Below are 14,456 nucleotides of genomic sequence, written 5' to 3'. Positions count from 1 at the left end.
TTCGCGGAACGCCCGGAAACCGCTCGCGGATCGCTCGCGGACTGCTCGCGGACTGCTCGCGGACCGCTGGCGGCCCACCCGCAAGGCACTAGCAGCAGGCATAACGTCCACCTGCAGTAGTGGTGATCAAGCCTTTCGTTTCAAGTAGTCCCAGAACAGATGCCAGTCGTGACGTGCTCAGAGTGGCGTGCACCATCAATTCGTCGAGCGTCGCGCTGCCGGCTTTCAGTGTGTCCAGCAGAGCCTGCTCTTCCGGGCTGATCAGCACCTGATCGAGCGCCAGTTCGTGCTGTCGTGCATCGTCGCTCACGCGTTCGGTCCCGCTGGTCAGTGCCGCCTGTACCTGGCTCATCGAGGGACCGAGAACCTCGATGACATCACGGGTCTCCTCGATCAGGGCGGCTCCCTGCTTGATGAGGAAATGGCAACCTCGTGCCTGCAGATTGCTGATGGAACCGGGCACGGCCATGACTTCCCGGCCCTGGTTCATGGCGTGGGTGGCTGTGGTCAGAGTCCCGCTGGGCAGACCAGCCTCGGCGACCAGTACGCCCAGGCTGATGCCGCTGATGAGCCGGTTGCGACGCGGAAAATGCCAGGGGCGGGTGGGTGATCCGAGTGGATATTCGGTCAGTACCAGGCCGCCGGAATCGACGATGCGCGCATCCAGTTCGGTATGTCTGCCAGGATAGACCCGGTTTGCCGGGGTGGCTGCAATGGCCACGGTCGGACCCGCGTTGCCTGCTTGCTCTCTGGCCTGCAATGCGCTTTGATGGGCGGCTGCGTCCACTCCCATCGCCAATCCACTGACGATGCCGATACCCATGCTGGCCAGTTCATGACACAGGCGTCGTGTGTGCATCAGCGCCGCGTGACTGGCCTTGCGAGACCCCACGACCGCCAGCAACGGGTAGTCGAGCGCGCTCAATGAACCCCGCGCGTACAACAGGGGCGGGGCATCATCGGTATTCTGCAATAGTGTGGGGTAGGCAGGATGATCCAGGCCCAGCAGGTGATTCCGCGGGCTTTGTGCCTGCCAGGCGAGCGCTTGCTCGCAGCGCTGACTGGTGGCATCGCTGAACAGCGCAGCCAGCTGCTGCTCGTCGATGAGACCCTGCAGCAGCTCGGGCAGATCGCTATCGCGATGGTTCAGGTAGCGGTGAATCCGATCTCCGGTTGCAGCAGGTTCCGGGCAGCTTTTGCGCAGGTGCCGGCACAGTCGGGTGCTGTCGCTGAAGGCCAGGGCGAAGCGGAGCCAGGTGTCGGTGGGGACTGGGGGTACGAGAGGTGTTGCATCATCCATGACGAGTAACCGCGGGTTGCGCCCGCAGCCACTGTCATGGCGTCAGGCAGGTTAGATTCCGGTGACGATATCGTTGATCATTACCGGGCGGGTCGATTCCATGACCAGGGCATAGCTTACCTTGTCATATGTCCTGAAGACCATCATGACGCCGGTTCGCTGGTTCGGTAATGTGATGCGTTCGTTGCCGTCCTTGCCGCGGCTGTCGACAATGGTGTTGCCACGAGACTCGATGGCCAGCATGTCGCCTTCCTGAATCTTCGACTCGGAGCCGATGTTCAGCACCACGACCTGATCCCGGCCGGTTTGCGAGATGGCATTCACCAGTGACACGATGCGTCCTTCCCCTGTCAGGGCCGGCAAACGCGGCGTGTAGGTATGGGTGATGGAGCCTTCGTGACTGGGCAGCAGGATATCTCCTGCCATGGTTTCCATCTTGTTGAGGGTGATGGCCAGTGCCGATGGGTCGCCGATACTGAGCAATCTGGCATCCGCCACATGGGTCACTTCATGGCCCAGCAGTGCCCCGGTGGTCGGGTCGCGCAATTCCTTGTTGCGGCGAAAGATGCCGTAGGCTGTCTGGTCCCGGTTCAGTTCTCCGCGCACGAAGACCCGGTGTCCGACGGCGCTGATCAGTCGGTTGTCGTAGTTGCCGACGATATAAGGGGCGTTTTCCAGTGTTCTGGCATCCACTACACGCGGGTGAACAAGAAACTGCTGGATGGAGTCGCCGGCAATGGTCGGTATGGCATCATCCAGTGATTCGGTGCGGATACGTGGAGACAGGCGAATCCGATCTCCGGACAGGGTATTGCCGTCGGCATCGAGTAACACATTGCCGGTCGATCCCAGTGACTGACCATTTCGGGACAGGGTCAGCGTGGGGCGACCATTGACGTACTCCAGCGCCAACAGATCACCCGGGTAGATGAGATGCGGATTTTCTATCTGCGGGTTGTAACTCCAGATCTCGGGCCACAGCCAGGGTTCTTTCAGAAAGCGATCGGAGATATCCCACAGAGTGTCGCCTTTCACAACGGTATACGAGGACGGGGCGTCCGGTTCCAGCTGATCGGCGCGAATGGTGCTCTGCGGCTCTGTGGCCGCTGTGACGGGCTTCGTGAGGCCTTCTTCACTGAATCGATCATTGATCTGCGCAGGCGGCGCTTCCACCACGACCACCGTGGGCCCCTGATCGGATGCGCAGGCGGCAAGCAGCGTGGACAGACAGACTGCCATGGCAAGTCGAGCAGTCGGTGCAGTCAGTTGTAGTGCCATGTGCGGGAACTCTCCCTCGTTGTTTGATCGTGGTCTATCGTTGCATCGGCGGACGCACAGAAACCTTGATATGCAAGGGAGATGCCTCTCCCGTCCCTGTTAGAATTCCGGTTTGGACAATGTTTCGGAATTTCACGTGTCACTGCTAGATATTCTTTATTACCCCGATGCCCAGCTGCGCCGTACGGCGAGTGCGATCACCAATGTGGACGGCAAGATCGCGACGCTGGCCGATCGCATGCTGGAAACCATGTACGCCGCGCCGGGCATCGGCCTGGCTGCAACCCAGATCAATGTGCATGAGCGGCTCGTCGTCATCGATGTCTCCGAGGAGAACAACACGCCGCTGGTTCTGATCAATCCCGAGATCCTGACATCGGAAGGCGAGGAGGAAATGCAGGAAGGCTGCCTGTCCATCCCCGGGGTGTATGAAACCGTCAAGCGTCCGGCCGAGGTGCGGATCGCGGCCATCGATCGCGAGGGCAACCCCTTCGAAATGGACGCCGACGGCTTGCTGGCTGTGTGCATCCAGCATGAGATCGACCATCTCGATGGCAAGCTGTTCGTGGATTACCTGTCGCCGCTGAAGCGCAACCGCATCCGCAAGCGCATGGAAAAATGGATTCGTGACGGCGCAAACCTTGACGATATCCCCGAGCGTCCATGAGCACGGTGTCCACCGGTATGAACTGTGATCGTCTGAAAGTGGCGTTTGCCGGTACCCCCGAGTTTGCCGCGGTGGCACTGGATGCGCTGATTGCCAGTGAACACGAGGTGGTGGTGGTTCTGACCCAACCGGACAGGCCGGCCGGTCGTGGCCGCAAGCTGGCCCCCAGCGCCGTCAAGCAGCGCGCTGTGGCGGCGGGTATCGCGGTACAGCAGCCGGTGAGCCTGCGAGACGAGACTGCGCAGGCCGAACTGGCAGCCTGTGGGGCCGATGTGCTGGTGGTGGCTGCCTATGGGCTGATTCTGCCGCAGGCCGTGCTCGACATGCCGCCCATGGGATGCCTGAATATTCACGGCTCCCTGCTGCCGCGCTGGCGCGGAGCTGCGCCCATTCATCGCGCCATTCTGGCGGGCGATGCACGCACGGGTATCTGCATCATGCAGATGGATGCCGGACTGGATACCGGGGATGTGCTGCTGGAGCGGCAACTGGATATCGGTGAGGACGAAACGGCGGCACAGCTGCACGATCGCCTGGCAGAACTGGGAGCAACGGCACTGATGGAGAGTCTTGCGGCCCATTGTCGAGGCGAGTTGCAGGCGGTCACACAGCCTGCGGAAGGGGTCAGCTATGCCGAGAAGCTGAGCAAGGCCGAAGCACGACTGGACTTCTCCTCGCAGACGGACGAGCTGCATCGCCGCATTCGTGCCTTCAATCCCTGGCCGGTGGCTGAGGCCAGTTTGCGCGGCGAGCGCGTCAGGATCTGGAAGAGCCGTCGGGTGCCGGCAACAGAGCTTTCCGCATCGGTGCTGGCACAGTCAGGCCCCGGTACCATCGTCGCAGTCCTGCCCGATGCCGTGCGTGTACGCACCGGAGATGGTCTGATCGATCTTCTGCAATTGCAGTGGCCAGGCAAGAAAATGCAGGATGCAGCCGTGTTCTGTCAGGGTCGCGAGCTGCAGGGCGAGGCCTTCATCGCCTCATGAATGCTCCCGCGCGCAGGGGCGGCACCATCGGGCTTCGGCTGGCCTGCGTGCAGTTGATGCAGCAGTTGCTGGGCAGTAGTGGTTCCCTGACTCGCCTGTTACCGGAAGCCCAGGCACGGGTGGCCGAGCGCGAACAGGCGCAGTTGCAGGCCTGGGCCTACGGCTTTGCTCGCTACTCCGGCGAATTGACAGGCATCGTCGACCAGCTGCTGGACAAGCCACTCAAGAAGAAGGATCAGGACGTATACCTGCTGATGCAGCTGGGTGTCTTCCAGTTGCGGCATACGCCGATATCGGCGCATGCCGCCGTCGATGAGACGGTCAAGGTTGTCAAGCAACTCAAGAAACCCTGGGCGCGCGGTCTGATCAACGCCGTGCTGCGCAATTACCAGCGGCGGGCGGACGAGCTCGAAGCGGCCCTGACCGAGGTGCAGCGTCTGAGCCACCCGCAGTGGCTGTTGTCGCAACTGCAAGCCGACTGGCCAGAGCATTGGCAGGGGATCTGCGAACAGAACAATACGCAGGGGCCCATGACACTGAGGGTCAATTTGCGGCATGGCACCCTCGAGCAATACCGGCAACGCCTGCTGACGGCTGGCATCTCGTCCCGAACCCTGCCGGAATTGCCTGCGGCCTTGTGTCTCGACAACCCGGTACCGGTGTCACAGCTGCCCGGATTCGATGCCGGCGATGTCAGTGTGCAGGATGCCGCTGCCCAGTTGGCAGCGGCTTATCTGGCACGCCACGCCCCGACAGGAGGGCGCTTGCTGGATGCCTGTTCAGCCCCGGGCGGCAAGACTGCGCATGCGCTCGAAAGTGGCCTCTTTGCCGACGTGCTGGCCCTGGATCAGGATGCCCTGCGTCTGGAGCGGGTGGCGGACACGTTGCAACGCCTGGGCCTTGCCGATGCCTGCCAGCTGCAGGCCGTGGATGCGGCCGAGATCGCGCAATGGTGGGACCAGGTGCCGTTTGACGCCGTCCTGCTGGATGCGCCCTGTTCGGGCACCGGCGTCATTCGCCGTCACCCCGACATCAAGCTGCTGCGGCGTGATACCGATATCGACGCGCTGGCAGTTCTGCAAGCCGGCCTGCTGGACAGTCTGTGGCAGACACTCAGGCCCGGTGGTCTGATGCTGTATGCCACCTGTTCCATTCTCAAGCGCGAGAATGAACAGCAGATTGCCGCCTTCGTCGAACGCACCGCGGACGCAGAGCTGCTCGAACCGAGCCGGCAGATTCTGCCGGGTGAGTCAGGCATGGATGGCTTTTTCTATGCGCCCCTGCGCAAGCGGGCCGGATGAGCTTTCCGGATGGCCACTGATCCGGAGAAACGTCGCTGGGCGTTGGCAGTACTGCTGGTACCGTCAGCGACATTGCTGGTCTTCATCCTGGTGGTGAGCATCTCGACGCGCGGTCTGTCCCCGCGCGGCCTGGCAACCGGGAGCATACAGCTGGAAGATGTGTCCTTGCGTCAGGCAGAATCGGGCCAGTGGTATCTGTCGGCTGATGCCGAGATCAACCTGCCGGAACCCATCAAGGCAGGTCTGGACAGCGGTGTGCCACTGGATTTCATACTGGACCTGGAATTCCGGCATCTGCGCCATTACTGGCTGGATCAGTCACTGGCCAGTTACCGTCACCATTATCGCCTGACGTACTATGAGCTGACGCGTCACTATCGGGTGCATGCGGTGGAAACCGATGACAGTCGCAATTTTCGAAGCCTGAATGCGGCGCTGACTGGTCTGGGTGAATTCGATCGCTTGCCGGTTGTCACCGATCCTGCCGATGAGCAAGCGTTCGCCGTCAGCGACGCTCTGGCGAAGGAGGGGGCCATCGTGCTGGCGGCTCTGGATTTCAGGCTCGACTCCAAGTCACTGCCACTGCCATTGCAACCTCTGATTGCATCAAGCTGGCGACTGGCCAGCGAGGAGTATCAGTGGCAGGTCAACTGAGCCGACTGCGACGACGCACCCTGACCAGTGCCGTGCTGATGGCGCTGCTGTTCGTCGTGCTGATCGCGTCGTTGTATGTGCTGGGTACCATTGCCCTGCAGCTGGACCGCTTTGGTCAGTATTATCACTGGCTGCTACTGGGTAACGGTCTTGCATTGAGCTTCATCGCCGTGCTGATCATCATGAACGGCTGGCGGCTGGTGCGCGAGTTCCGGCAGCGCATTGCGGGTTCTCGGCTGACCGTCAAACTGGTCATCGTCTCGGTCATGCTGGCGCTGGTGCCGGTCACACTGGTGTACGGTTTTTCCATCCGTTTTCTGCGCGCCAATATCAACAGCTACTTCGATCTGGAAATCGAGCAGGCGCTGGATGATGCGCTGGAACTCAGTCGTGAATCTCTGGGGTTGCAGATGCGTACCTTGCAACGCGATACGGTCAATGTGGCGCAACAACTGGTGGGCGTCAGCGAATCGGTGGCTGTCGTGGCGCTGAACACGCTGACGGCCGAGACCGAAGCCAGTGAGATGACGCTGATCGGTCCCGATAATCGTATCGTGGCATCAACCGGCCTGCTTGACAGCATCAGCGTACAGCCGAATCGACCGGAGAACGACCTGATCGATCGAGCCCAGCAGGGTCTGTCCTATGTCGGGGTGGATCCGGTCAGAGGCGGGGAATTGTATATCCGCGTGGTGACCCCGGTGCTGTCCGAAGACCCGATCATGGAGAATTCTGTATTGCAGGCACTGTACCCCATTGCCCAGCGTTCCTCCGATCTGGCAGAGAGCGTGCAGTCCAGTTACCAGCAGTATCGGCAGCTGGTATTCCTGCGGCGACCGCTGATGCTCAGTTCCATGCTGACGTTGTCGCTGGCCTTGCTGCTGTCCGTGATGATGGCCGTCTGGTTCGCACTGTATGCAGCCCGACGCATGATGATGCCGATTCACGATCTGGTGGAAGGCACCCGGGCGGTTGCCGAGGGCAATTACGCCACGCGCATCTACAAGCGAAGCAAGAATGACGAACTGGGTTTTCTGGTGCAGTCATTCAATTACATGACACTGCAACTGGAGCAAAGCCGCAAGAATGCCGAGCAGAGCCAGCGACAGGTGGAACGGCAGCGGGCTCGACTGCAGGCGGTGCTGGGACAGATCTCGTCGGGCGTCATCACGCTGGATGCGGAAAATTGCATCCGCACGAGCAATCCGGCGGCCGTGACCATTCTCGGCGGGGAGCTGCTGCAGATGCGCGGACAGCCGCTGGAACACGACGTCAGCGACAACAGCGTTGCCTCGCAGTTCAGCGAGCAGGTCGGCAAACCTCTGCAGCAGGCCGGCGATCATGAATGGTCCTGCGAGATCGAGGTGTATGACCAGGGCGGGCGACGATTTCTGTTCTGTCGCGGTACGGTGCTGCTCGATGCGGGCGGTCAGCTGACAGGCAGGGTCATTGTCATCGATGACATGACCACCATCATCAGTGCCCAGCGGGATGCAGCCTGGAGCGAAGTGGCACGGCGTCTGGCGCACGAGATCAAGAACCCGCTGACACCGATACAGTTGTCGGCCGAACGCTTGCGGCACAAGTTTCATGAAAAACTGGAAGGGCGCGACCTCGACCTGCTGGAGCGCCTGACCCGCACCATCGAGAATCAGGTCGATGCACTCAAATCCATGGTCAATGCCTTCGCCGAGTATGCCTCCGCCCCAAATCTGGCGCTGGCTCTGACCAGCGTGAATGCGTTGCTGGCGGAGATCGCCGACCTGTATCGAGATGCCGAGGGGCTGGTCAGCATCGATCTGAGTCTGGAAGAGACTGTGCCGGATATCCAGCTGGATCAGCCACGCATGCGTCAGCTGACCCATAATCTGATCAAGAATGCGCTGGAAGCCCAGCAGTCGCAGTCACGCAAGACCGTGCGTCTGTCCACCCGCTATCGACAGCAGAAGTTGCAGAATGTGCTGGAGATCGTGGCTGAAGATGATGGTCCGGGCTTCCCGATCGAAATCATGGATCGTCTGTTCGAGCCCTATGTGTCGTCCAAGCCCAAGGGGACGGGTCTGGGCCTGGCTATCGTCAAGAAGATTGTTGAGGAGCACAATGGCAGAATACGTGCTGAGAATCGCCCGGAACGAGGTGCTGCCATTATCATCAGTTTGCCGTATCCATCCAACCTGCAACCTGCCGGAGTCGGCGTATGAATGAGTGTGCTGTGCTTGTCGTTGACGACGAGCCGGATATTCGCAGTCTGCTGCAAGAGATACTCGAGGACGAGGGTTATGCCGTTTCGACGGCCGATACGGCTGCCGCGGCCCAGGCCTGTGTCGAGGAATCCCGGCCGGATCTGGTGCTGCTGGATATCTGGATGCCCGACATGGATGGCGTTTCCCTGCTGAAGGACTGGAAACGCAGCGGCGCGCTGGATTTCCCGGTCATCATGATATCCGGCCACGGCACGGTGGAAACCGCCGTGGAGGCAACCCGCCACGGGGCGGTGGATTTCATCGAAAAACCCCTGTCGCTGGCCAAGTTGCTGCTGACGGTCGAGAAGGCGCTGGCGGAGGCGGATCAGGTGCCGCAGGTTGGCAGTAATCCGGTGGAACAGGTCGCACCACGGCGTTTGCCGCTGTTGCTGGGGGTCAGTGACTATGTCAAGCAGATGCGCGAGCAGATCGAGGCGCAGGCCCGCCGCAGTGATTCCCTGCTGCTGATCGGCGAGGCGGGCAGTGGCCGGGCATTGTTTGCACAGCATGTTCACGACCACGACCCGAATACCACCGGTCGTTTCACCCAGCTGCGCTGCGATACGCTGTCCTCGGCCAATGCTCATCGGGAACTGTATGGCGATGAAGGCTCCGGTGCCGTCAGCATGGGATTTCTGGAATCCGCGGCCGCAGGCACACTGTTTCTGACCGATGTGGAACTGCTGCCGTCCAGCGCCCAGCACTATCTGCGACAGGCGATCGAACAGCAGGGCTTCACCCGAGTGGGCGGCTCGATGCGCGTGCCATTCCGGGCTCGGCTGGTGTCTTCCAGTCGCACCGAGCTGTCACTGGCGGTGCGTCAGGGCACACTCGACGCGGCATTGGCACGACTGCTTGCCAGTGAAACCCTGTATCTCAAACCCTTGCGGGAGCATCCCGAGGACATTCCGGCCTTGCTCGAAGGTCTGGTGGACTGGCATGTCGCCGAAGAGGGGCTCATGTATCGGCATTTCACGGTGGCGGCCCAGAATCGGCTGCGTAACCTGGACTGGCCGGGCAATCTGCTGGAACTGAAGAATCTGGTACAGCGCATCCTGTTGCTGGGCGGGACGGCTGAAATCGAGGTGCCCGAGATCAATCGCGTGCTGGGCGTCGTCATCAACAGTGACACGACGCTGGCACTACGGCATGATCTGCCGTTGCGCGAGGCAAGGGCGGACTTCGAGAGACAGTATCTGCTGCGCTGTCTGGCGGAAACTCAGGGTAATATCGGTGACCTGGCCAAGCATGTGGGCATGGAGCGCACGCACCTGTACCGAAAACTGCGCAGTCTGGATATCGACCTGGACAAGGTCCGCGAATAAGCTGCCAGCACGGAATACTTCATGAAAATAATCGTATTGGGTGTCGGTCAGGTTGGCCTGACGGTGGCTCGTAATCTGGTTCTCGAAGATAACGAAGTGACGGTTGTGGATACCAATGCCGCCATACTCGAGGAACTCGAGGCCACCTCCGATCTGGCCACCGTGCTGGGGCCTGCGTCCTACCCGGAGGTTCTGCGCTCGGCCGGCGCGGAAGATGCCGACATGATCATCGCCGCGACCGATTCGGACGAGACCAATATCGTGGCTGTCCAGATCGCGTACACGATGTACCGGACACCGTACAAGATTGCCCGAATCCGGTCTGCCGAGTACATGCGGGAAAAACATCTGTTTGACAACGACAACATTCCGATCGACGTCATCATCAGCCCGGAGCAGCTGGTCACCGAGTACGTACAGCGCATCATCGAGCATCCAGGAGCGGTGCAGGTCGTCGATTTTGCCCATGGCAAGGTCCGTCTGGTCGGCATCGAAGTGCAGGAAGGCGCCCCGATGGCCGGGCGGGTCATCGGCGAACTGACTCATCTGCTGGACGATATCGAGACTCGTGTGGTTGCCGTCTACCGCGGCGATGAGGTCATCATCCCCAAGGGTGATACCGTCATTCGCAAGGAAGATATCGTCTTCTTCATGGGCAAGCGCAAGGACACCTCGCGGGTCATGGCCCAGTTCCATCACGTCGATGTGCCCTGCAAGCGCGTGATGATCGCCGGTGGCGGTAACATCGGCCTGTTGCTGGCCAAGACGCTGGAGCGACTTTACCGCGTCAAGATCATCGAGGCACGGGAAGAGCGCGCCGAGTTTCTGGCCTCGACCCTGAACAGCGCCATGGTCCTGCATGGCGATGCTGCGAATCAGGAAATGCTGATCAATGAGCACATCCAGGATATGGATGTCTTCTGTGCACTGACCAATGATGATGAGGCCAACATCCTGTCCGCGATGCTGGCCAAGCGCATGGGGGCGAAGAAGATCATGTCCCTGATCAACCGGCCTGCCTATGTCGAGCTGGTTGAAAGGGACATCATCGATGTCGCCATCTCACCGCAGCAGATCACCATAGGTGCCCTGTTGACCCTGATCCGACGTGGCGATGTGGTTGCGGTGCATTCCTTGCGTCGTGGCGAGGCCGAAGCGCTGGAAGGTGTGGCACATGGCGATCGCGACACATCGGTGCTGGTCGGGCGCACCATCGCCGAGTTGCCCTTGCCGAAGAGCGCCAGCATCGGTGTGGTCGTGCGCGGCGATGAAGTATTGGTCGCGCATCATGACCTGGTCATCGAACCCGAGGATCATCTGATCGTGCTCATCACCAACAAACAGCAGATTGCCGATGTGGAAAGACTTTTCCAGGTCGGCGTGACGTTCGTGTAGAGGGAGACCGGCACTGTGTCAGGCATTCCCATTCAGGTAAAGGTTGTACAGCGCGTCGTCGGTATCCTGCTGTCGCTGTTCAGTATCACGTTGATCACACCGGTTCTGGTGGGTTGGCTGCACGATGACCCTTTCAATTCCATCGTGCCGTTTTTCGAAGCCTTTGCTGCCACCATGGGGGTGGGGCTGCTGCTGGCCTTGCCGGTCAGGCGACATGTGGGTACCTTGCGGCCACGCGACGGGTTTCTGGTGGTGGTCCTGTTCTGGGCGGTTCTGGGAACCTTCGGTTGTCTGCCGTTCTATCTGTACAGTCCGCTGGATCTGAGTCTGGGGGCGGCCATCTTCGAGTCGATGTCCGGGCTCACCACCACCGGGGCGACCGTCATTGTCGGCCTGGACCTGTTGCCACGCTCCATCCTGTTCTACCGGCAACAGATGCAGTGGCTGGGTGGCATGGGGATCATCGTGCTGGCCATCGCGGTGTTGCCGATGCTGGGCGTCGGGGGACAACAGCTGTTCAAGGCAGAAACACCCGGTATCAGCAAGGGCAAGTTCACCCCGCGCATCGCCGGAACCGCCAAGGCCTTGTGGTACATCTATCTGGGGCTGACCGTGACCTGCGCCGTGGCCTATTTTGCCGCTGGCATGAGTGTCTTCGATGCCATCAGTCACAGTTTCTCGACCGTGGCCATCGGTGGCTTCTCGACACACGATGCCAGCATCGGCTATTTCGACAGCACCGCCATCGAGTTGATTGCCGTGGTGTTCATGCTGATCTCCGGGGTGAACTTCGCGCTGCATTTCACCGCCGCCCGACAGTACAGTCTCATGCACTACTGGCGCGACGAGGAATTCCGTACCTACATCCGCATTGCCCTGGTACTGACCATCATCACGGCCTGCTATCTGTTTCTGACCGAGACTTCGGACTGGAAGATCTCCTTGCGCAATGCCCTGTTTCATGTGGTATCGATTGGTACCACTACCGGCTTCACCTCCGAGGAGTATTTCAACTGGCCGGGCTTTCTGCCGGTACTGCTCCTGTTTGCCAGCTTCTCGGGAGGCTGTACCGGTTCGACTGCCGGAGGCATGAAGGTCATGCGCGTACTGCTGCTGTTCAAGCAGGGACAACGTGAAATGGCAAGACTGGTCCACCCGCATGCCAAGATCATGGTCAAGGTGGGTCGGCAGACCATGTCGAACCGCATGATCGATGTGGTCTGGGGGTTCTTTGCCAGTTATGTGGCATTGCTGGCCATCATGCTGCTGTTGCTGATGGCGGCTGGCCTGGATCAGGAAAGTGCCTTCTCGGCGGTGGTGGCCTGTCTGAACAACCTGGGTCCGGGGCTGGGTACGGTTGCCGCCAACTATTCGAGCCTGGGTGATTTCTCCCTGTATGTGCTCAGTGTTGCCATGTTGTTCGGCCGGCTGGAGATCTTCACCTTGCTGGTCCTGTTTACCCCGGCATTCTGGCGGCAGTGATGAGTGACACCTCCGATCGCTGGAATGCGCGCTATGGCGATGGCGATGATGTGGTCCCGCCACCTGCCAGGGTGTTGCAGTACGGTGCTAGCTGGTTGCCGGAGAGCACTTCGGGCGAGACACTGCAGGCACTGGACCTGGCCTGCGGTCGCGCCGGAAACGGCCAGTGGCTGGCGGAGCGTGGCTACCGGGTAACGGCCTGGGATATCAGTGAACGTGTCATCGAGCAGATCCGGCAGCGTCGTCCCGCCATCATCGCGCAGTGCGAAGCGCGTGATGTCAGCGCACAGCCACCGGCTGCGGAGAGTTTCGACATCATCGTGGTGGCGCGGTTTCTGGATCGCGACCTGTGTCCGGCCATCGCCAGAGCACTGAAGCCGGGTGGCGTGCTGTTCTATCAGACCTTCACCCACGGTCTGTCCAATCCCGACTACCTGCTCGAATCCAATGAATTGCTGGATCTGTTCGATACGCTGAGCATTCTTGAGTACCATGAACCCGAACCGGATGCGTCCGGCAAGGCAGAAGCGCAACTGGTTGCGCGCCGATCCTGATCAGACCGGTCTGCATCTGAAGACAAGGTAACGCCACCATGAATCAGATAGACAATTTTGAAGCCATGCTGGCACGAGGTCAGGATAACGAGATGCTGCGTTATACCCTGGGCAATGCCTACTTCGCCGAGCAGGACTTCGGCAAGGCCATCGAGCATCTGCGCAAGGCTGTGGAACTCAAGCCGGATTACTCGGCAGCGTGGCGAGTGCTGGGCCGTGCGCTGGCCGGGGATGGGCAACTGCAGGCGGCGCGAGATGCTTTTGACCAGGGGGAGAAGGTGGCCGAAGCCAATGGTGACAAGCAGACGGCCAAGGAGATCAGCGTGTTTCGCAAGCGCGTCATCAAGGCACTGGAAGCATGAGTTCGGACGGCTTCATCTGGTTGCAGAACCAGTTCTACAACCGTGTCATGGGGTCGGTGCTGCCCTTGTCCTGGTTTGCTCCGCGTGCCCCACGCCCCGAGGAGCTGTCGATGCCCGAGGGGCGGCTGTCGCTGCAGGTTGTCAGCCACTCCTGGCAATATGCACACCTGTCGCAGTTTCAGCTCAGTTCCGTGGTCAATCATCCACCGCGTGAGTGCGATCTGACTTACACCCTGTTTCATGCCGCTGAAGATACTGGTATGCGTCGGCTGATAGATCGATTCGACAAGATCGATGTACCCAATGTGAGCTGGGATTGGCAGGTATTGCCCAAGGCCGAGCTGTTTCGCCGTGCCATCGGACGTCACCGTGCCTCTCTGGCCAGCAAGGCGCACTGGATCTGGTTCGCGGATTGCGATCTGATCTTTCATCAGGGGTGTCTGGACTCGGTGGCCAGAGCGGTGGCCACGCAGCGTACCGGCTTGTGTTACCCCGACCATGAAGGCATTACGGACCTGTTGCCGGCGGATCATCCCATGCTCAACCAGCAGCTGGGTGCGGAAGGCACGGTCGATATCGACACTTCGCTGTTTCGTCACAATCCCATCAGCAAGCCCAAGGGGGCCTTTCAGATCGTGCATGGCGATGTGGCCAGGTCCGTGGGCTATTGTGGTTCGATTGCCTTGTACCAGAAGCCGACCGATGTCTGGCGCAAGACCTTCGAGGACACGGTGTTCCGGCGTGTCATCGAGTATGAGGGGGTGCCCATCGAGGTAGAGAACCTGTATCGCATTCGCCATGCGGAAAAGGGGCGTTATGCCAGCGGATCGCGCTGGGGACGTTTGCGCGGGCGGATTCGACAGGCAACGGACAGGAGCGGCGCCTGAGGGCCGATGTCGGCTTGCCTGT

The 14,456-nt window shown here is 60.4% G+C and carries 13 protein-coding genes; 11 read left to right on the top strand and 2 right to left on the bottom strand.

Translation table 11 applies throughout. The annotated features are described in order from the left end of the window. Window positions 1-88: 88 nt before the first annotated feature. Both dprA and ACUNV4_RS16000 read right to left on the bottom strand, forming a co-directional pair. Window positions 89-1,300 (bottom strand): DNA-processing protein DprA, encoded by a 1,212-nt coding sequence (dprA, locus tag ACUNV4_RS16005; protein WP_430879584.1) that lies wholly within the window; start codon window positions 1,298-1,300, stop codon window positions 89-91. A 51-nt stretch (window positions 1,301-1,351) separates the two neighbouring features. Next, a complete protein-coding gene (locus ACUNV4_RS16000; protein ID WP_430879583.1) occupies window positions 1,352-2,578 on the bottom strand; it encodes a LysM peptidoglycan-binding domain-containing protein in 1,227 nt (408 codons plus the stop codon). Between the two features lie 136 nt (window positions 2,579-2,714). Here ACUNV4_RS16000 and def point away from each other — a divergent pair, with 136 nt between their 5' ends. Genes def through ACUNV4_RS15945 form a run of 11 tightly spaced genes read left to right on the top strand, consistent with a single transcriptional unit; the run spans window position 2,715 to window position 14,434 of the window. After that, on the top strand, window positions 2,715-3,245 hold the full coding sequence (def, locus tag ACUNV4_RS15995; RefSeq protein WP_430879611.1) for a peptide deformylase: 531 nt from the start codon (window positions 2,715-2,717) through the stop codon (window positions 3,243-3,245). Next, the gene (gene fmt / locus ACUNV4_RS15990; protein ID WP_430879582.1) at window positions 3,242-4,231 is read left to right on the top strand and encodes a methionyl-tRNA formyltransferase; all 990 of its coding nucleotides are present in this window, start codon (window positions 3,242-3,244) and stop codon (window positions 4,229-4,231) included. The genes def and fmt overlap by 4 nt, the downstream gene beginning before the upstream one ends. Next, on the top strand, window positions 4,228-5,532 hold the full coding sequence (gene rsmB, locus ACUNV4_RS15985; protein WP_430879581.1) for a 16S rRNA (cytosine(967)-C(5))-methyltransferase RsmB: 1,305 nt from the start codon (window positions 4,228-4,230) through the stop codon (window positions 5,530-5,532). The genes fmt and rsmB overlap by 4 nt, the downstream gene beginning before the upstream one ends. Window positions 5,533-5,541: 9 nt before the next feature. Beyond that, window positions 5,542-6,186 carry a DUF4390 domain-containing protein gene (locus tag ACUNV4_RS15980; protein ID WP_430879580.1) on the top strand — a complete coding sequence of 215 codons (645 nt, stop codon included), beginning with the start codon at window positions 5,542-5,544 and terminating at the stop codon, window positions 6,184-6,186. After that, entirely contained in the window at window positions 6,171-8,387 is a 2,217-nt protein-coding gene (locus tag ACUNV4_RS15975; RefSeq protein ID WP_430879579.1) for a sensor histidine kinase, read from the top strand. Before ACUNV4_RS15980 ends, ACUNV4_RS15975 begins: the two co-directional genes overlap by 16 nt. Beyond that, window positions 8,384-9,754, top strand: coding sequence for a sigma-54-dependent transcriptional regulator (locus ACUNV4_RS15970; protein ID WP_430879578.1), 1,371 nt, complete (start codon window positions 8,384-8,386; stop codon window positions 9,752-9,754). The genes ACUNV4_RS15975 and ACUNV4_RS15970 overlap by 4 nt, the downstream gene beginning before the upstream one ends. Window positions 9,755-9,775: 21 nt before the next feature. Beyond that, a complete protein-coding gene (gene trkA / locus ACUNV4_RS15965) occupies window positions 9,776-11,149 on the top strand; it encodes a Trk system potassium transporter TrkA (RefSeq protein WP_430879577.1) in 1,374 nt (457 codons plus the stop codon). Window positions 11,150-11,179: 30 nt separating this feature from the next. After that, a complete protein-coding gene (locus ACUNV4_RS15960) occupies window positions 11,180-12,631 on the top strand; it encodes a potassium transporter TrkG (protein ID WP_430879610.1) in 1,452 nt (483 codons plus the stop codon). Beyond that, complete coding sequence (locus ACUNV4_RS15955; protein WP_430879576.1) at window positions 12,631-13,185, top strand: class I SAM-dependent methyltransferase; 555 nt, start codon at window positions 12,631-12,633, stop codon at window positions 13,183-13,185. The genes ACUNV4_RS15960 and ACUNV4_RS15955 overlap by 1 nt, the downstream gene beginning before the upstream one ends. A gap of 38 nt (window positions 13,186-13,223) precedes the next feature. Further along, entirely contained in the window at window positions 13,224-13,547 is a 324-nt protein-coding gene (locus ACUNV4_RS15950) for a tetratricopeptide repeat protein (protein WP_430879575.1), read from the top strand. Then, window positions 13,544-14,434, top strand: a complete 891-nt coding sequence (locus ACUNV4_RS15945) for a glycosyltransferase family 2 protein (protein ID WP_430879574.1) — start codon at window positions 13,544-13,546, stop codon at window positions 14,432-14,434. Before ACUNV4_RS15950 ends, ACUNV4_RS15945 begins: the two co-directional genes overlap by 4 nt. Window positions 14,435-14,456 lie beyond the last annotated feature (22 nt).

Source organism: Granulosicoccus sp. 3-233 (assembly GCF_052681095.1).
The sequence above is the reverse complement of the archived record's forward strand: the minus strand, read 5'-3'. Positions and strand labels throughout refer to the sequence as shown.